Consider the following 17,328-nt stretch of genomic DNA (forward strand, 5'->3'; position numbering starts at 1 on the left):
ATTAGGAATACTTGGTGATCGCATGAGCGAACAGATACTTTCCGAAAGTACAAAAAAACCCGTCCTGCAAAGGGACGAGTTGCTCGCGGTACCACCCTGTTTAGACAGCATGAAGTTCCAAGCTGTCTCACTTTTGTTCATTGGTAACGGGAATGACCCGGTGATCCTCCTACTGATGCCAGGGACGTTCAGAGGACAGCTCCGGAGGGAATTCGACGGGGCGCACTTCAAAGCCGCTTTCAGTCCGTGGCGGCTTCTCCCTTTCAAGACGCTTCTCGTCTACTAGTCTCCATCAACGCTTTTAAAAAAATATTCCTACCTACTGTAATATAACCCAGATGAAAAATCAACAATATAATTAAGTATAATAGAAAAGCGAGGAACGTTGCCATTCTCTCGCTCTTACTTCTTCTGATTGTAGAGTTCGTGCAAATCAGCCAGCTTTCTCTCCAGCGAACCCATGATCTCTCGTCCGATCTCTTCTTCTATCAGTCCCAAACGGACGGCGAACTCCACCTCGCGCGACAGCCCGAACATCTGAGTGTCCAGCACCTCTTCATAAAGCGGACACTGCGGCATTGTCAGGTTTTCCATCTGTACATCGATTAATTTAAATATCTTGTCCGCATCTGCTCGCAGCAATTCCAGTGCCTTTTGCTCCAGATCGGGAATCTTGGTCTCTGTCAAAATCTATCCCTCCGTTTGCCACCAACCTTATCTTACATAGTACGTCATTCTGATTCATTTGAAAAGAGGAGAGCATTTGGCAACTGCAAGTAGACAAATCCACTGCCACTAAAAAATACTAAGCTCCCATTGCTGCGATAGCTTTTGCAGCAAATGGACGCCGGCTACCGAGTTTCCCTTGTCATCCAGTGCAGGGCCAAATACGCCGATCCCCATACGCTGCGGCACGGCCGCCATGATCCCGCCAGCCACTCCGCTTTTCGCCGGGATGCCGACATCGATCGCGAATTCCCCGGAGGCATTGTACATCCCGCAAGTCACCATGAAGGTTTTGCAAATGCGGGCGACCTCGCGAGGAAACAGCTGCTCCCCGCTGCGGATGTCGTAGCCGTCTGCAGCCAGGACGGCAGCCATCCTGGCCACCTCGGCCGTGGTCACCTCGATGGAGCAATGCCGGAAATACAAATCGAGCGTCTCCTCCACATCCCCTTCGAGAATGCCGCTGTCCTTCAGAAAATAGGCGAGAGCCCTGTTGCGGTCTGCAGTCTGTTTCTCCGACTGATAAACCTTCTCATTGACGCGCAAATCGGCGTTGCCGGTCATCTTGCGGAGCAATCGCATGATCTTTTCCAGCCGCGCCTCGATAGTGGCTCCCGGAATCATGCCCGCGACGGCAATCGCCCCCGCATTGATCATCGGATTGAGCGGCTTGTGCGGCTTGATCGTCTCCAGCTTGATAATCGAATTGAACGGATCGCCCGTCGGCTCCTTGCCTACCCGCCGGAATACGTAGTCGCCGCCGTGCTCGCACAGCGCTACCATCAGCGAAAAGATTTTCGAGATGCTTTGCAGCGTAAAAGGGAGATGGGCGTCTCCTGCCGACAGCAGCGTGCCGTCCTGGAGGCAGACGCTTACACCGAGCAAGTCCTTCTCCCGCCTGGCCAGCTCCGGGATGTAGGATGCTACCTCCCCCTTCTCCGCTACACTCTTGGATTGCTCCAAGACATTCTCCAGAGTTTGCCGGATGCTTGTATGATCTGAGAAATTCATGGGTACCTCCTGTCTATGTACAGCCTCTGCCTGTCCAATCTCCAGAGACTTTTCATCCGCGTCTTTATTGTAGGAAAGAATCAGGCCGGAGTCAAAAGGCGCCGCTTGCGCTACGCTGGGCGCTCATATCGCGTGCAGGATGCTTGTTTGCCACATCCTCGCGGCTTGCGGTACAATAGAATCCATTAATGCAACTCGACGGAGGTATGTTTTCATGGCAGAGGTAATCGTGTTCAAGGGAGCTGTCTCTTTTCCCATCACCCTTGATCCGAGCGTATGGATTTTTGATGACCGCAAGTTCGATCTGAGCACCTATCAGGGAGAAACGGGCGATGGCGATGGCAATGCGCAAAAGTATCTCCAAGGCACAGGCGCACAGTGGGATAAAGAATTGCGGGAAGGAGCAGCCCTGCCGTCTGAGCGCAAAGGCCTGATCCAGGAGAGAAAGGCGCTGGAAGGCGATTACGCGATTCGCATGGAGCCCTTTATTGAAAATGCCGCCCCGCTCCCCGAAGCGACCCATGTGCGCATCCATCGGGAAGAAGGCGAGCCGATCCTCCTGCCGATCCAGGAAGCCAGACGAGCCATCCTGCAATTTTCCAAGGACGGCAAGCCGATCCGGACGGACGGGCCGGCATACTTCTACCTGCCGGAGATGTTCCTCGCAGGCGAAGCTCCAATCAAGGGGATTTACGCCTTCGAATTCGTAGCGGAAGAAAAATAAAAACGATGCAAACTATCTGAAAGCACAAAAAAACCACCCTCTCTCGAGGATGGCTCTTTCTAACATTTTTTGCTTTTTCGCCCGTTTACGCGCTGACCACTTGCGCGAGTCTGATGTTTCTTCTTTCTATCTCTGTGTTGAGCAATTCAATAAAATCCGGATCCAGTTGAAGGTCGACTGCACGATGATATACTTCGATCAACAGTTGGTCAGTTAAGTATTTCACGCTGTGTGTCACCTCCATCCCTTTACCTGAACCCATTGTAGCAGAAGAAACGGCCCCGAACAACCGTTCTGATATCCACAGGCAATGGGGATATCATGTGGGTAAGTTGTGGGCAAGCTGTGGGCAACTGACAAAAAGACAGGTTTGTCCATGTGGATTCTCCTTCCTGAATTATCCACATGATGTCGTAATTTGTCGAACGATTGTATGTCTATAACGAAAAAAAGCGGTCCCTCACTCGTGGCGGGACCGCTTTTCCGTTGTCATCTTCTTGGTATACCTTTGTCGCTTTTACGCGTTTGCTGTCTCTTTTACTTCCAGGACCTGCTTGATCCGCTCGATCGCCCAATCCAGATCCTCTTTGCTGATCACCAGCGGAGGGGCGAAGCGAATGGTCGTCTCATGCGTTTCTTTGCAGAGAAGTCCCAGCTCTTTCAGTTTTTCGCAGTAAGGACGCGCCGCGCCATGCAGCTCCAGCCCGATAAAGAGCCCGCGTCCGCGCACTTCTTTGATCAGCGGGTTTTGAATCTCCCGCAGCTTGCCGATAAAGTACTCGCCCAGCTCGCTGGACCGCTCTACCAGCTTTTCATCCGTGAGAACGTCCATCGCCGCAATGGCTACGGCGCAACCGAGCGGATTGCCGCCAAAGGTGGAACCGTGGGAGCCTGGCTCGAACACGCCGAGCACTTCGCGGTTGGCTGCGACAGCCGAGATCGGGAATACCCCGCCGCCCAGCGCTTTCCCCATGATGTACATGTCCGGCTTTACGTCTTCCCAATCGGCGGCAAACATTTTGCCCGTGCGGCCAAAACCCGTCTGGATCTCATCGCATACGAGCAGAACGTTGTTTTCTTTGCACAGCTCCGCAGCCTGTTTCAAGAAGCCTGCAGGCGGGATGATGATGCCCGCTTCGCCCTGGATCGGCTCCAGCATAAAGGCAGCCGTGTTAGGCGTGATCGCCTGTTTCAATGCCTCGATGTCGCCGTAGGGAATCAGCTTGAAGCCCGGGGTGAACGGACCGAAGCCCCGCTTGTAGCCAGGATCGGACGAGAACGAGGTGATCGTTACCGTGCGCCCGTGGAAATTGCCGGTACAGACGATAATTTCCGCCTGATCCTCCGGCACTTTTTTCACGTCATACGCCCAGCGGCGAACGGCCTTCAGCGCGGTTTCCACTGCTTCTGCTCCCGTATTCATCGGAAGGATCATATCTTTGCCGGTTAGTGCGGCCAGTTTTTCATAAAATTCGCCCAGGCGGTCATTGTAGAAAGCGCGAGAGGTCAGCGTGACTTTATCCGCCTGATCTTTCAGCGCCTGGATGATCCGCGGGTGACGATGGCCCTGGTTCAATGCGGAATAGGCGCTCAGCATATCGAGATATTTGTTTCCTTCCGGATCCTCTACCCATACCCCCTCTGCTTTCGCGATGACGATCGGAAGCGGATGGTAGTTATGGGCACCGAATTTTTCCGTCTGGTCAATTACCTGTTTGGTTTTGTTCATCGTCTTAGCCTCCTATATTCACTCTGCCTCTTCTCCTTTTCAAGAATGATGCCAACGCTGTCTTCCTTGATCTGACGCAGTTTGTTTCACAAGGAGAAGGAACATCGCAAAAATATTTTGCGCAAAATAACGAATGACAGCATAAATGAGCATAATTATTTTGCACCCATCGCATCCTGTGTTATGATGAACCTCATGAAGATTCGAGAAGGCAGGTGTATCTACCGTCATGCTTAGCGAAAAGCCATTCATCTCACCGGATCAATTCCTCCATATCCTCGAGAACATTCTCGACAGTGTAACGGAAGGCGTCCATGTCATCGATGCAGCGGGCAGGACGATCCTATACAATCGCAAAATGACCGAATTGGAATCGATGAACAAGCAGGATGTGATCAACAGACCGCTTGCAGAGGTGTTCCAGTTCCCCCCTGGACAGGAGAGTACCTTGCTCACTTGTCTTCGCACCGGCAAACCGGTCCGCAATGTGAGGCAAACCTATTTTAATGACAAAGGGCAGGAAATCACCACGATCAACCACACCTTCCCCATTTTGCTCAACGATCAGCTGCTCGGCGCGATGGAGCTGGCCAATGACGTCACCAAGATGGAGCGGCTCCTCCGCGAAAACATGCGCGAGAAAAACGGGGTTCGCTATACCTTTGACAAAATCATCGGCGAGAGCGCGGTGATCAAGGATGCCGTGGAGAATGCGAAGCGAGCGGCCCGCACCTCCTCCTCCGTCTTGGTCGTAGGCGAAACGGGATCGGGCAAGGAGCTCTTTGTCCAAAGTCTGCACAACGCCAGCCTGCGCGCTTCCGGGCCGTTTATATCCCAGAACTGCGCCGCTCTGCCTGATACGCTGATCGAAGGGCTGCTCTTTGGCACGGCTCGAGGCGCCTTTACCGGAGCCGTGGAGAGGCCCGGCTTGTTTGAGCAGGCCGAAGGAGGCACCTTGTTCCTGGACGAAATCAACTCGCTTAGTATGCCCCTGCAGGCCAAACTGTTGCGAGCCCTGCAGGAAAAGTCCATTCGCCGCATCGGCGATACCAAAGACCGCTCGATTAATGTGAGAATCGTCGCGGCGATGAATGAGGATCCTGTCGAAGCCATCTCCAACCAGCGGCTGCGCAAGGACCTGTACTACCGCCTCGGCGTGGTGACGCTCTTCATCCCTTCCCTCCGCGATCGGAAAGAGGACATCCCGCTTTTGGTACGCCATTTTATCGAGCAGTACAATCAATTGTTTCAAATGGAAGTGACGGGGATCAGCGACCAGGTGCGCCACTTTTTCATGAACCACGATTGGCCGGGCAATGTCAGGGAGCTGCAGCACGTGATCGAAGGCGCGATGAATTTGATGGTCGACGAGACTACCATCACCTCGGAGCACCTGCCCTACCATTTTTTACGCCGTACATCTGGTTCTTTAAAGGAAAAGATAACAGTGATGCCCGTCTCGGATGAGATCGCCCCGCTCAAGCAGAAGCTGCAGGAATTCGAGACCTACTATATCCAGCGCGTCGTAGAAAAGCATAACGGCAACATTTCCCGAGCAGCCAAGGAATTGGAAATCAGCCGCCAAAGTCTGCAATACCGGCTTCGCAAGCTGGGAGTAAAGCGTCCCGATTCCGCAAAATAATTTGGCGATCAACTAATTATTTTGCACCTGCTGACCAGTTTTTTTGCATCACACGCTTCCCGTTTCCTGTTCATGGGTCCCCGTATGGAAATTCCGACTTGGCACATTATTTGCAAAAAAGATTATACACGCAAATTATGAACATCAGTTGTGTATTCCGTTTAAGGAGAGGGTCAAATGGCATCAACGAATGAACAGCATCATGAATTAAAACGTTCCATGAACAGTCGACATCTTTTCATGATCTCTCTCGGTGGCGTGATTGGCACCGGTCTGTTCCTCGGGTCGGGGTATACCATCAGCCAGGCCGGACCAATCGGCACGATTATTTCGTATCTGGTCGGCGGGTTTATCATGTACCTGACGATGCTCTGTCTGGGAGAATTATCGGTAGCCATGCCGGTAGCGGGATCATTCCAGACCTACATGACCAAATTCGTCAGTCCGTCACTGGGCTTCGCTGTAGGCTGGCTGTATTGGTTCGGATGGGCGGTCACGGTCGCACTGGAGCTTTTGTCCTCCGGCCTCATGATGCAGCGCTGGTTCCCCGATTCGCCTGTCTGGATGTGGTGCGCGATATTCGGCGTCGTATTGTTTCTTCTGAATGCGCTTTCTGCCCGGGCTTTTGGCGAGTCGGAATTCTGGTTTTCGAGCATTAAAGTAAGCGCTATCATCCTATTCATCATTTTAGGCGGTGCGGCGATGTTCGGCCTGATCAGCATGAAAGGCGGACAGCCCGCTCCTCTGATGAGCCACTACTTCAACAGCCCCTTGCTCCCGAATGGCATCACGGGACTTTTGCTGACCATGATTACGGTCAATTTCTCTTTCCAGGGGACGGAGTTGATCGGGATCGCCGCGGGTGAGAGCAAGGAGCCGGAAAAAACCATCCCGAAATCAATCCGCACCACTGTTTGGAGAACGCTCGTCTTTTTCGTACTCGCGATCTTTATTCTCGCCGGTCTGATTCCGTACCAGCAGGCAGGTGTCGTGGAGAGTCCGTTCGTCGCCGTCTTTGACAGCATCGGGATTCCTTATGCGGCCGACATCATGAACTTCGTCGTGCTGACCGCGCTTTTGTCTGTCGCCAACTCCGGCCTGTATGCGGCTACGCGGATGCTCTACTCTCTGTCCCGGAGCAACATGGCTAGCGAGAAACTGGGCCTGACCAACCGCAAAGGGATTCCCATGAATGCGCTTCTGATCACCTTTGCCATCTCCCTTTTGTCCCTCTTGTCCGGCTTTTTTGCGGAGGAGACGGTCTTTATGATACTGCTGTCCATCGCCGGTCTCGGCGCCCAGGTCGGATGGATTTCCATCTCCGCATCCCAACTGGCGTTCCGTCGCCACTACCTGAAAAACGGAGGCAAGCTGGAGGATTTGAAATTCCGCACCCCGCTCTATCCGCTGCTGCCGGCTCTGGCCCTGTTGCTCAATCTGACCGTGCTCGTCAGCCTTGCCTTCGATCCGAGCCAGCGCATCGCCTTGTATGGCGGCATTCCTTTTGTGATCGTGTCGATCATCATTTATCAACTCTACTTTAAAAAGAAAAGCGGCAACCCGGAGCAAGGCGGCAGCGCAGCCTGATTCCGCCGTTGCAAAAAGAAAAGCTTGCGGCTGATACCCGCAAGCTTTTCGTCATGTTGTCGTTGTCGTTTACATGGATAACCGTACGATCTCTGTAATAACCACCATGGCAAAGACGGCAAAACCAAGGGAACTGGCTACAAGCAACATGCGTTTCAGCTTCTTCATATCTTCCATACGCGATTCCCTCCAAATGTGTAAATTGCCAACTCTCTACCGTTATATACGTACCCAAAATGGAAAATGTTTCAAAGCTTTGCACATTTCATGAACGCGCGGCATTCGGACAGTTTTTGCTGCTGTCAGCCAAAATGATCTGTTCCATCCGATACATCTGCCAAGCCACCCAGATCCCGATAAGCAGGCAGATGGTCCACGGCAGCCACGGCGTACCCAAGTCGCGGGCCGTGTCGTACACCCATCCCCCGGCAAATTGTCCGAAGGAACCGCCGATGGCCAGCGAATATCCGTTAAATCCATAGTAGGCACCCACCTGCTCACGCGGGGCCAAACGCGGAACGACTTCCACCAGATTGGGCACGGCGATCATCGTCCCGAGCGCATACAGGAAAGAGTTGACGATGAGCAGCCACAGGTTGTCGGCAAAGGCGAGCAGAAACAGCCCTGCCCCCATGACCATTGTACCAATACCGATGAGCGTAAAGCGCTGCGTATATTTTTCCAGCCACTGCGTCACTTTCATTTGCAGCAGGATGACAGATAAAGAGATGGCGGATAGCACGATGCCTACATCCGCTTTCCGCTGCGTCACATCCTCCACCAGCTGGGGAATGGTCAGAAACAGCTGCATGTTCAGGTAGTAGTAGCCCATCAGGATCATCGTATAGCGGACAAAGCGACGGTCCCGGATGACCACCGCCATGCTGCTCCAGATTCCCCGACTGGTATTTTTCGCTGCGATCGGCTGCAGGAAGAAAAAGACAAGCAGGGCATTCGCGGCAAACATGCCTCCCGCAAAAACAGACAGATAGGTAAAATCCACCGAGGCCAGCAAAGTTCCGATGATTTGCGAGCCGACTACGCCGATGTTGGTCAGGACGTTGCGAAACGAAAAGACTTCTTTTCGGATCGAGTCGGGAGTGAGCACGGCAAAGGCTGCCGAGCCTGCTGGATCAAACAGCGACCCGCCCAATCCGGACAAGATGGCCGCGATAAAAAAATGCCACGTCTCCGTGCAGAACGCAAACATGGCAAACCCGATGGCCCTGACCATCATGCCGAGCACCATCGTTCCCTTGTATCCGAATTTGTCGGCCACGACTCCGCCCAGAAAAGCAAATCCCTGCTGTGAAAACTGGCGCACGCTAAGCACGAGGCCGGCCATGGCGACCGTCCATCCGATGCTGCCTGTCAAGTGGAGCGTCAAATAGGGAATGAGCGCGTAAAATCCCAGATTCATCATGAAGGAGGTACATAACAACAGCTTGACGGAAACCGGGGTCTGGCCCCATATTTCCCGATTCATCCCGATCACTCTCTCTCTTGATATCTCTTCCACAAATAACGGTACCTTCAGCATAGGGAACAAGGTATAATTTGAGAAACGATTCTTTTTGTATAGAGTTATCAATTCTCTAGATAAGAGGTAGCCCAAAGAATGGATTTCGAACAACTTCGCGCATTTTATACATTAGCCCAGACCAAAAATTTTACCAAGGCAGCGGAGATCCTCCATCTGGTACAGTCGACGGTGACGATGCGGATCAAGCAGCTGGAAGACAAGGTCGGCAAGCCCTTGTTTATCCGCGACAAACGCAGCGTAGAAATCACCCAAGCCGGCCTCACCCTGCTCCCTTATGCGGAGCGCATTCTCAAGCTGGCCAACGAGGCCCTGCATGAAGTGGCATCGCTGCAGCCTTATGAGGATTATCTGTCGATCGGGAGCCTGAACTCGATCTGGACTGCCATCCTGGAACCGATCCTGCGCGAGTACCACTGCCGCTACCCGCAGATCGCCATCAGCACCAAGACGGGACACTCCTCTGACGTGATTCAGTACCTCCTGGACAATGTCATCCAGCTGGGGATCGTCTACGTCCCGCCGTCGCTGCCCAATTTTGAGGTGATCCCCTCCTGGGAGGACGAGATTGTGCTCGTCTGCAAGCCGGGCGACTCGGTGACGGCAGCGACGCATGTGGATGCGAAAGAGCTTCGCCACCTTCCGCTGTTGTACGTCAACTGGGGGCCGCCTTTTGACGAATGGATACGCCAGACGCTTCCGCGCAGCTACGTGCCCAATCTGCATCTGGACAAAGCCGAGCTGGCGATTGATCTGGTCAAAGACGGGCTGGGCGCAAGTCTGCTCACCCGCTCCACGGTAAAAGCGGAGCTGGAAGCGGGCACGCTCCGGGAGATCAAAATCGTCGGCAACCAGCCGCCGAAGCGATCCGCCTATATCGTCCTGCCCAAAGACAAGAAAAACAAGCCCAGCGTAGAGAAATGGCTGAGCTTGATGAATGAATTCGGCTACTCTACCTGAGGGTACTCGCACCCTTTCCACACGTCGGTCCATGCCGCCTCAGCTGTCCATCAGCAGCCCCAGCGCGTGGCTGAACCGGTCATCATCCTCCTGACTGCGGGCGGCAGGCCCTCTCGTCCGGCCGCCCCCTCGGCGAAAGCGGGCTTTTTCATTCCTTTCCTCCAACTGAAAGGCGATCCGCTCCTGATCAAAGATCGTGCCGTGCGGCGATACGGCTTTTGCCCGTTTCGCCAGGATCAGCGCCGCCAGCCCGATGTCCTGGGTGACTACGATATCCCCGGCCCCCGCCTCATTGGCCAGTCTCATATCCACAGCTTGCGGGCCTGCATCGACAGTGACGTGGTCTTCACCCGACAGCTGATGATTGTAGCTCGCAAATGTGATGCAGCGCCAGCCCTTCTCCCGGCAAAGGCTTCTGGCGATCGCCAACGCCTGCCGGGGACATGCATCGGCGTCTATCAACACTCGATTTTCCTGCAATCTGCCACCTCTTTTCCTGCTTCCCCGCCCTCTCCTTTTTTGATACGATGAGGAGGAGAGGAGTGAAGAAGCCTTTGCGTTACCAATTTGTTTACGATGAAAGGATCGGGATCCGGCTTCCCGAGCTATCGTTGGCGTGGGAAGAATATTCTCCAGGCGAGCGAGCCGATATTTTGCTGGAGTGGGAAGAGATCCGCGCCACGATCCCGGATCGGATTATCAAGCTGGAAGCCATGATCAATGAAAAGCAGACGCAGCTTTCGGAGGAAGAAGATTTTCCCCGCTGCTGCGAATTAAATACGGAAATACACGAATTGGCGAGCATTATCAACGATCTTAATATATGGTTCCGCATCCAGCAAGACTACGACACCAAAACGCATCAATAACCGCCCATTCCGCCCATAAAAGAAACCGAACGGCATCCCCCTGCGGCAGCCGTCCGGTTTCTTTTTCTTCTCACACTCTGCTTGCAATCTTCTTCTTCCTGCCCAGCCGCAGGGCCAAAAGCCCCGTCACATGGGGAGCCGCCATCGAAGTGCCGTTCAATGTGCGAAAGGTATTTCCCGGCCAGGTCGACTTGATACCCACACCCGGCGCCTTTACATTCATCCCTTTACCGCGCGAGCTGAAATCGGCCAGCTTCCCCTCCTGATCGATCGCGCCGACGCCGATGACGCCGGAATAGCGGGCCGGGTACTCCACCTCGCCGCCGCTGTTGCCGGCCGAAGCCACCATGACGATCCCCTGCCGGGAGGCTCTCTGGATCATCCTGTCCAATGCCTCACTGTAGCCCTCCATGCCAAAGCTCATGTTGATCATATCCATCTCATTGACGATCGACCAGTGGATGGCCCGGAGGATATGGGACAAGGACGCGGTGCCATCCTCGCGAAAGGCGCGCACATCATAGAGATGGGCCTCCGGCGAGACCCCTACGATGCCCTCTTGGTTCATCTCAGCCACGATAATTCCGGCCACATGCGTGCCATGGCCATTCCGCTTGCCTCCGACCAGATCCACTCCCCCTTTGACCCGGTCTCTCAGCTCATAGTGGTCGCGGGCGATTCCCGTATCGATGACCGCGATCTTTACTCCCTTGCCCATCCCCTTTTTCCATTTCCGTTCGGCCCCGACGTACTTCACACCCCAGGGGATTTCGTCGGCGGCGTGGATGCGAACGGTCACATTCTCTTCCACGGTGGGGTTGTACCGCAGAAAATCTTCGCGGTAGAGATCGAATGCATCCTGTTTGACGCAGAGGCAGCCGACATCCTCGTAACAGTTCCAGGGCTGTTTGACCATGTGGCGGGAGATTTTCTCCTGCAGCTCCGATAAGATGGCCGGAAAGGGATGTTTCCGGTGAAAGGACAAAATTTTCAACACGCTTCCTCCTATCGTGACAAATGTCTGCCTCATCATATGTAGGAGCGGAGTAGGTGGGTTGGGTAGATACACAGAGCAGAGAAATTGGGCCTCCCCGCTTCGGCTTCTGACCATACATAATCCGTTCGGCTGCCATATGACTGCAATGAGACAAATCGCCGCCAAAACGGCAATAACGGTCAGAGGGAGTGAAAAGAACCATGGCAAAGACGAGCGACCTGTTAAAAAAAGTAAACCAGAAGAGCAAAAAGAAGCTGAGCATGAGCGATATCAAATCGCTGGCGAAAGGGTATAAAAAGAAGGACTTCAAAGACGACAAAAAACTGAAGGAACTGATCAAGAAAGTGAGCAAAGCAGTAGGGTTCAAGCTTTCCGATGATCAACTGGCCAGCGTGCGAAAGCAAGTGAAAAATCGCCTGCCGGGCCTGTAAGCCAAACTCCGGACGAAAAAGAAAAGAGGAGAGCAGCCGCTCCCCTCTTTTCTTTTTTTCGCTGGCAGGAGGCGGACTCGACACCTGCCGCCACTCATGCATCCGCCATCATTAGTCGTCGCAAGAACAACCCACGATGGTCAGCAATACAAAGAGAACCAGGATCAGAGAGAAATCGTCAAAGCCGCCGCTTTTGAACACGCTCATCCTTTTACCTCCTTTACTGGCAAACTACTCATACAGTATGTGGAAAACAAAAAACGTGACTGGACTTGCGCCCAATCACGCGTGATCTTTGCCTTTTATCAGTTATGGCTAGCTCGCCTTTCGATGCAGCCGCTCCGTCATTCCGTACGGCTTTTGCATCACATTTTCCCAAAAGGGAATCGTCCGTTGGATCAAGGGTCCTGTCAGCAGCGCGACCAGCACCGTCCCGAATGAAACCGGCCCGCCGAGAGCCGCACCCGCGAGGAGTACGGAGATTTCGATAATCAGCCGAACCTTCTGAATGCTCCAGCCCATCCGCTCATGCATCGCCAGCATGAAGCTGTCCCTGGGCCCCGCCCCCAGCCGCGGCGAAATGTACATGCCAATCCCGACGGAGATGACCAGGAGGCCGATCAGCAGCATGACGATGCGCTGGGCCATGCCTTCCACGGAGGGAATGAGATTCAGCCAGAGAAACATATCCAAAAAAAGCCCAAAGCAGACCATATTTAAAAACATCCCAAATGTGGGTTTGATTTTCGCCAGTACGTAGGAAAGCAGGATCACGATCGCCCCGACGATCTGCGTCCACAGACCAATCGTGAGGCCAAATGTCTTCTGCAATCCGATATGAAACACATCCCAAGGCGACACGCCCAGATTCGCCTTGATCATCAGGACACAGCCAAAAGCGCTGACCAGCAATCCCAGCACAAACATGGCATAGCGAATGACGATGGGCGAACCCATCCAGTTAACGGACACTTCTGCTCACCTTTCCTCTCTCGAAGTCCTTCTCATCAGCAGAAACCGATCCGTCTTTCTACCCGCCTCTCTGCCACGCCGGTATGACCTCGTAAAAGACGCCATCCCGCCGGTAATAGGCCATCGCTCCCGGCATACCCAGATAGGTATCCGCATCTGTCAGCCGCTCTCCTGCGAGGACGACCTGGCGCTGCTTTTTCACCTCGTCCTGATATTCGATGACCAGTGACAGCTCATGCTCCTGACAATGCACCTTCAGTTCCTCCAGGGAGGCAAAGGTTACCCGCTTCATGGTTTCCCTCTTTTCTTGCAATGATCATTCATTATAGCAGGCTTTTTCGTTTTCTCCCACCGTGATTCTCTCTCTCCTCACCGAAAAAGTGGCAAAATCACTGGCGAGAGCGGTGTTCGGAAAGACCTCCTGCGCCTCGCGAAGCAGGTCCGCCATCGTCAAATCTCCCTCCTCGTTCTCATAGCGCGGGCTAAAATGGGTCAGGCACAGGGCCCTCACGCCCGCCTCCCGAGCCAGCAGCGCCGCTTCCCGTGCGGTCGAATGTCCGCTTCGAACCGCCAGCTCCTTGTCCGCAAAAGCGTAGGTCGCTTCATGGACCAAAAGATCCGCGCTATGGGCCAGTTCAGCGACAGCCTCACAAGGCTCTGTGTCTCCGCTGAACACCACGCTTCTGCCCGGCTGACCAGGTCCGACGAAATCCTTGCCCAGAACGGTTCGTCCGTCCGGGAGGGTGACGGCTTCCCCCCGCTTCAGCGCGGCGTACAGCGGGCCTGCCGGGATGTTCTCCTGTCTGGCCTTCTCGACCAGAAACGACCCGGGCCTCTCTTTTTCCCGCACGGCATAGGCATAGGCAGGCACCCGATGCCGCACTTTGCGGCAAACCACGCGGTACTCCTCGTCCTCAAAGATCGTGCCCTCCTGGACGATGTTCACGTGAAGCGGATAGTGAAGATGGACCGGACTTACATCCATGACCGCTTTGATGTATCGATCTACCCCGGGAGGACCGTAGAGCTCGACAGGCACCGCATGGTCGTTGCGCAGCGAACGGCTGGCCAAGAGGCCGATCAGTCCGTACAGATGATCCCCGTGCAGATGGGTGATAAAGATTTTTTCCAGCTGACTGATTTTCAGCGGGGAGCGGAGAATCTGGTGCTGCGTCCCTTCTCCGCAGTCAATCAGCCACCATTTGGCCCGCTGGTCGAAACCAAGCGCGATTCCGCTTACATTTCTCCGTGTGGAGGGGGCACCGGATCCGGTTCCTAAAAAGGTTACGTGCATGCTGCGATCGATCTCCTTTATCTTTTTTTCTCGCGGTGCCTGTCTATGGAATGAGCAATCACCCTTTTTTCTCTGGGCGCATACCCTACAACAGAAAAACGCTATGGGTCAGGACAATGCCTGACAGGAGGGATGAGGATGAGACGTTTGCTTAAAGCGTCACTGGCTGCCGGGCTGGCACTAACCGCCATCATCAGCGGATGTTCCGGAAGCGCGGAAAAAATCCGCATCGGCGAAGTGACGCGTTCCCTGTTTTACGCACCGCAGTACGTCGCGATTGAAAAAGGCTTTTTTAAGGAAGAAGGCCTGGAAGTCGAGCTGAGCACGACATGGGGCGGCGACAAGACCATGACCGCGCTTTTGTCCGACGGGATCGACATCGCGCTCGTCGGTTCCGAGACCAGTATCTACGTCGCACAGCAGGGAGCAGCCGATCCGGTAATCAATTTTGCGCAACTCACACAGACCGACGGCACCTTCCTGGTGTCGCGCAAGAAAACAGACAGCTTTTCCTTCGACCAGCTGAAAGGAAGCGTCTTTCTCGGCCAGCGCAAGGGCGGCATGCCGCAGATGGTCGGCGAATACGTCTTGAAGAAAAACAATATCGATCCGCACGGCGATCTGGAGCTGATCCAAAACATCGAATTTAAAAACATCGCTTCCGCGTTTGCCTCCGGCACAGGGGAGTACGTGCAACTGTTCGAGCCGGAAGCCTCGCAGTTTGAGAAAAACGGCATCGGCCATGTCGTGGCCTCTTTTGGCAAGGAGAGCGGCACCGTTCCCTACACCGTCTTCATGGCGAAGCAAAGCTATCTCGACAAACAGCAAACAGCTATACAAAAGTTTACCAATGCGATATACAAAGGGCAACAATGGGTCGACACCCACTCCGCCAAGGAGATTGCCGACGTGATCGCCCCCTACTTCCAGGATATCCAGCCGGAGATACTGGAGGCCTCTGTTCAGCGCTACAAGGAGCAGGGCTCCTTTGCCACCGATCCGATACTCGACGAGGATGAGTGGAACCGGCTGCAAGACATCATGGACTCCGCAGGTGAGTTAAAAGAGCGGGCCCCCTACGGCAAACTGGTCAACACCACCTTTGCCAAAACTGCTAAAGAAGGGAAGTAAAGAATATGAACCAGCTTCTTTCTACGCCGGCCAAGATTGAGCTACGCCACGTTACGCATCTCTATGTATCGACGTCCCAAGCGTTCATGGCGGTTAGGGACATCAACCTGCGCGTGGAGGAAGGCGAGTTCATCTGTCTGGTCGGCCCTAGTGGTTGTGGAAAAACCACGATTTTGTCCCTGATCGCTGGACTGGAGAAGCCCACGGCAGGAAAAGTGTTGATCGAGGGCAAACCCGCGCTGGGCAGCTCGCGCCAGGTGGGCTACATGCTGCAGCAGGATTATCTGTTCAATTGGCGGACGATTGAGGAAAATGTATTCCTCGGTCTGGATATCCAGGGCATCCGCAACAAAGAAACAGAGGCGTTCGCCCTGCATCTCCTCGAAGAAATGGAGCTGGCCGACGTGCGCCGCTCCTACCCCGCGCAGCTCTCCGGCGGCATGCGCCAACGGGTGGCGCTGGTGCGGACGCTTGCGTGCCAGCCCGACATCCTGCTCTTGGATGAACCTTTCTCGGCGCTTGATTACCAAACAAAGCTCAAACTGGAGGACCTGATCTTCTCCGCGCTGCGGCGTCATAAGAAAACAGCGATCCTGGTGACCCATGACCTCTCCGAATCGATCGCGATGGGAGACCGCATCTACATCCTGGGACGGAATCCCGGACGTATCAGCTCGGAGATAGCCGTGCCCGATCCGATCCGCCACGCCCTCCCCTTTGATGCCCGGAACATCAGCGGATTTCAGGATCTGTTCCATCAAGTCTGGAAAGAGATGGAGGTGGTTTCCGATGCAGCAAAAGGAAGTTGAAGCGATCCACCGAAATCACATCAAACAAAAAGCAAAAGAACGATACCTGATTCTGGCAACCCAGGTCGCCATCTTTTTATGCTTCGTCGGCATCTGGGAATGGCTCGCGCAAATCAATGCGATCAATGTCTTGATCTTTAGCCACCCCTCGAAAATGTGGGAGCTCTTTTGGACGCAGCTGATGGACGGCAGACTCTTGCCCCATATCGGCATGACCGTCTGGGAGACCGTCGTCGGTTTTCTGCTGGGGACGATTCTCGGTACGCTCCTGGCCACTTTGATCTGGTGGTCGCCCTTTCTTTCCCGCGTGCTCGACCCCTATCTCGTCGTGCTGAACAGCATGCCCAAAGTAGCGCTGGGCCCCGTCTTTATCGTCTTCCTCGGACCGGGCCTGCTATCGATCATCGCGATGGGCTGCGCGATCTCCGTGATCATCACGACGATTGTCATCTACACCAGCTTCAAGGAAGTGAACCAGAATTACATCAGGGTCGTACGGACCCTGGGCGGCAACAAGCGGCAGATTTTCCGCCTGGTGATCCTGCCGTCTACGATCCCCGCCATCCTCTCCACCCTCAAGGTCAATGTGGGCCTCTCCTGGGTGGGAGTGATCGTAGGTGAATTCCTGGTCTCCAAAATGGGACTCGGCTACCTGATCATCTACGGCTTTCAAGTGTTTAACTTTACGCTGGTCATGGTATCCCTGGCGATCATCGCCGTCGTGGCTACGCTGATGTATCAGGGTGTGGCATTTCTGGAGCGGCGGTTGACCAGCCAGTTTAAATAGAGGACAGACGGCGCTTGCGGCCTACCGCCGCGCCGTCTTTTTTCAATCAGGGAGGGGTGCGGTCGCTCTTGGCACACATCTTCAGACATTTCCCGATTATTATTCCATTAACCGCCCCG

At 54.2% G+C, this 17,328-nt stretch carries 20 protein-coding genes and 1 other annotated feature; of the genes, 9 read left to right on the top strand and 11 right to left on the bottom strand.

Translation table 11 applies throughout. From position 1 onward, the window contains the following. Positions 1-67 precede the first annotated feature (67 nt). Positions 68-305, bottom strand: a binding site (T-box leader). A 97-nt stretch (positions 306-402) separates the two neighbouring features. Continuing rightward, positions 403-687 (bottom strand): Fpa/YlaN family protein, encoded by a 285-nt coding sequence (locus tag JD108_RS13500; RefSeq protein ID WP_198826582.1) that lies wholly within the window; start codon positions 685-687, stop codon positions 403-405. A 108-nt stretch (positions 688-795) separates the two neighbouring features. Then, the gene (gene glsA / locus JD108_RS13505) at positions 796-1,737 is read right to left on the bottom strand and encodes a glutaminase A (RefSeq protein WP_198826583.1); all 942 of its coding nucleotides are present in this window, start codon (positions 1,735-1,737) and stop codon (positions 796-798) included. A gap of 214 nt (positions 1,738-1,951) precedes the next feature. Between glsA and JD108_RS13510 the strand changes: the two genes are divergently transcribed. Continuing rightward, a complete protein-coding gene (locus JD108_RS13510) occupies positions 1,952-2,461 on the top strand; it encodes a molybdopterin-binding protein (RefSeq protein ID WP_198826584.1) in 510 nt (169 codons plus the stop codon). Positions 2,462-2,546: 85 nt separating this feature from the next. Here JD108_RS13510 and sda read toward each other — a convergent pair whose 3' ends face one another. Both sda and JD108_RS13520 read right to left on the bottom strand, forming a co-directional pair. Next, the gene (gene sda, locus JD108_RS13515; protein ID WP_407649437.1) at positions 2,547-2,723 is read right to left on the bottom strand and encodes a sporulation histidine kinase inhibitor Sda; all 177 of its coding nucleotides are present in this window, start codon (positions 2,721-2,723) and stop codon (positions 2,547-2,549) included. A gap of 255 nt (positions 2,724-2,978) precedes the next feature. Further along, positions 2,979-4,190: an ornithine--oxo-acid transaminase gene (locus tag JD108_RS13520; RefSeq protein WP_198826586.1), complete on the bottom strand. Its 1,212-nt coding sequence runs from the start codon at positions 4,188-4,190 to the stop codon at positions 2,979-2,981. Between the two features lie 229 nt (positions 4,191-4,419). On the opposite strand from JD108_RS13520, the gene JD108_RS13525 reads away from it, so the two are divergent. Both JD108_RS13525 and JD108_RS13530 read left to right on the top strand, forming a co-directional pair. Then, positions 4,420-5,832 carry a sigma-54 interaction domain-containing protein gene (locus tag JD108_RS13525; RefSeq protein WP_198826587.1) on the top strand — a complete coding sequence of 471 codons (1,413 nt, stop codon included), beginning with the start codon at positions 4,420-4,422 and terminating at the stop codon, positions 5,830-5,832. A gap of 177 nt (positions 5,833-6,009) precedes the next feature. Beyond that, the gene (locus JD108_RS13530) at positions 6,010-7,419 is read left to right on the top strand and encodes an amino acid permease (protein WP_198826588.1); all 1,410 of its coding nucleotides are present in this window, start codon (positions 6,010-6,012) and stop codon (positions 7,417-7,419) included. Between the two features lie 265 nt (positions 7,420-7,684). Here the strand turns inward: JD108_RS13530 and JD108_RS13535 are convergent, their stop codons facing one another. Next, complete coding sequence (locus tag JD108_RS13535; RefSeq protein WP_198826589.1) at positions 7,685-8,905, bottom strand: MDR family MFS transporter; 1,221 nt, start codon at positions 8,903-8,905, stop codon at positions 7,685-7,687. A 132-nt stretch (positions 8,906-9,037) separates the two neighbouring features. On the opposite strand from JD108_RS13535, the gene JD108_RS13540 reads away from it, so the two are divergent. Beyond that, positions 9,038-9,919 (top strand): LysR family transcriptional regulator, encoded by an 882-nt coding sequence (locus JD108_RS13540; RefSeq protein ID WP_198826590.1) that lies wholly within the window; start codon positions 9,038-9,040, stop codon positions 9,917-9,919. Positions 9,920-9,958: 39 nt separating this feature from the next. Here JD108_RS13540 and JD108_RS13545 read toward each other — a convergent pair whose 3' ends face one another. Then, positions 9,959-10,399, bottom strand: a complete 441-nt coding sequence (locus JD108_RS13545) for a DUF188 domain-containing protein (protein WP_198826591.1) — start codon at positions 10,397-10,399, stop codon at positions 9,959-9,961. Between the two features lie 47 nt (positions 10,400-10,446). Here JD108_RS13545 and JD108_RS13550 point away from each other — a divergent pair, with 47 nt between their 5' ends. Then, positions 10,447-10,788 (top strand): hypothetical protein, encoded by a 342-nt coding sequence (locus tag JD108_RS13550; RefSeq protein ID WP_198826592.1) that lies wholly within the window; start codon positions 10,447-10,449, stop codon positions 10,786-10,788. Between the two features lie 70 nt (positions 10,789-10,858). Here JD108_RS13550 and JD108_RS13555 read toward each other — a convergent pair whose 3' ends face one another. Continuing rightward, positions 10,859-11,782, bottom strand: a complete 924-nt coding sequence (locus JD108_RS13555; RefSeq protein WP_198826593.1) for a S8 family peptidase — start codon at positions 11,780-11,782, stop codon at positions 10,859-10,861. 203 nt (positions 11,783-11,985) lie between these two features. Here JD108_RS13555 and JD108_RS13560 point away from each other — a divergent pair, with 203 nt between their 5' ends. Beyond that, positions 11,986-12,216 carry a stage VI sporulation protein F gene (locus tag JD108_RS13560; RefSeq protein WP_198826594.1) on the top strand — a complete coding sequence of 77 codons (231 nt, stop codon included), beginning with the start codon at positions 11,986-11,988 and terminating at the stop codon, positions 12,214-12,216. Positions 12,217-12,327: 111 nt separating this feature from the next. Here JD108_RS13560 and JD108_RS13565 read toward each other — a convergent pair whose 3' ends face one another. The 4 genes from JD108_RS13565 to rnz all read right to left on the bottom strand — a co-directional run bounded on the left by JD108_RS13565 (position 12,328) and on the right by rnz (position 14,482). Next, positions 12,328-12,423 carry a YjcZ family sporulation protein gene (locus JD108_RS13565; RefSeq protein ID WP_198826595.1) on the bottom strand — a complete coding sequence of 32 codons (96 nt, stop codon included), beginning with the start codon at positions 12,421-12,423 and terminating at the stop codon, positions 12,328-12,330. A gap of 108 nt (positions 12,424-12,531) precedes the next feature. Continuing rightward, on the bottom strand, positions 12,532-13,188 hold the full coding sequence (locus JD108_RS13570) for a YczE/YyaS/YitT family protein (protein ID WP_407649336.1): 657 nt from the start codon (positions 13,186-13,188) through the stop codon (positions 12,532-12,534). A gap of 58 nt (positions 13,189-13,246) precedes the next feature. Beyond that, the gene (locus JD108_RS13575) at positions 13,247-13,480 is read right to left on the bottom strand and encodes a hypothetical protein (protein WP_198826596.1); all 234 of its coding nucleotides are present in this window, start codon (positions 13,478-13,480) and stop codon (positions 13,247-13,249) included. A 24-nt stretch (positions 13,481-13,504) separates the two neighbouring features. Next, a complete protein-coding gene (rnz, locus tag JD108_RS13580) occupies positions 13,505-14,482 on the bottom strand; it encodes a ribonuclease Z (protein WP_198826597.1) in 978 nt (325 codons plus the stop codon). A 138-nt stretch (positions 14,483-14,620) separates the two neighbouring features. Here rnz and JD108_RS13585 point away from each other — a divergent pair, with 138 nt between their 5' ends. The 3 genes from JD108_RS13585 to JD108_RS13595 are packed head-to-tail and all read left to right on the top strand — an operon-like array spanning position 14,621 to position 17,209. Continuing rightward, positions 14,621-15,613: an ABC transporter substrate-binding protein gene (locus JD108_RS13585; RefSeq protein WP_198826598.1), complete on the top strand. Its 993-nt coding sequence runs from the start codon at positions 14,621-14,623 to the stop codon at positions 15,611-15,613. A 5-nt stretch (positions 15,614-15,618) separates the two neighbouring features. Beyond that, positions 15,619-16,422 carry an ABC transporter ATP-binding protein gene (locus JD108_RS13590; RefSeq protein ID WP_198826599.1) on the top strand — a complete coding sequence of 268 codons (804 nt, stop codon included), beginning with the start codon at positions 15,619-15,621 and terminating at the stop codon, positions 16,420-16,422. Continuing rightward, positions 16,403-17,209: an ABC transporter permease gene (locus tag JD108_RS13595; protein WP_198826600.1), complete on the top strand. Its 807-nt coding sequence runs from the start codon at positions 16,403-16,405 to the stop codon at positions 17,207-17,209. The genes JD108_RS13590 and JD108_RS13595 overlap by 20 nt, the downstream gene beginning before the upstream one ends. The last annotated feature ends 119 nt before the right edge of the window (positions 17,210-17,328 follow it).

Source organism: Brevibacillus composti, assembly GCF_016406105.1.
Taxonomy (GTDB): domain Bacteria; phylum Bacillota; class Bacilli; order Brevibacillales; family Brevibacillaceae; genus Brevibacillus; species Brevibacillus composti.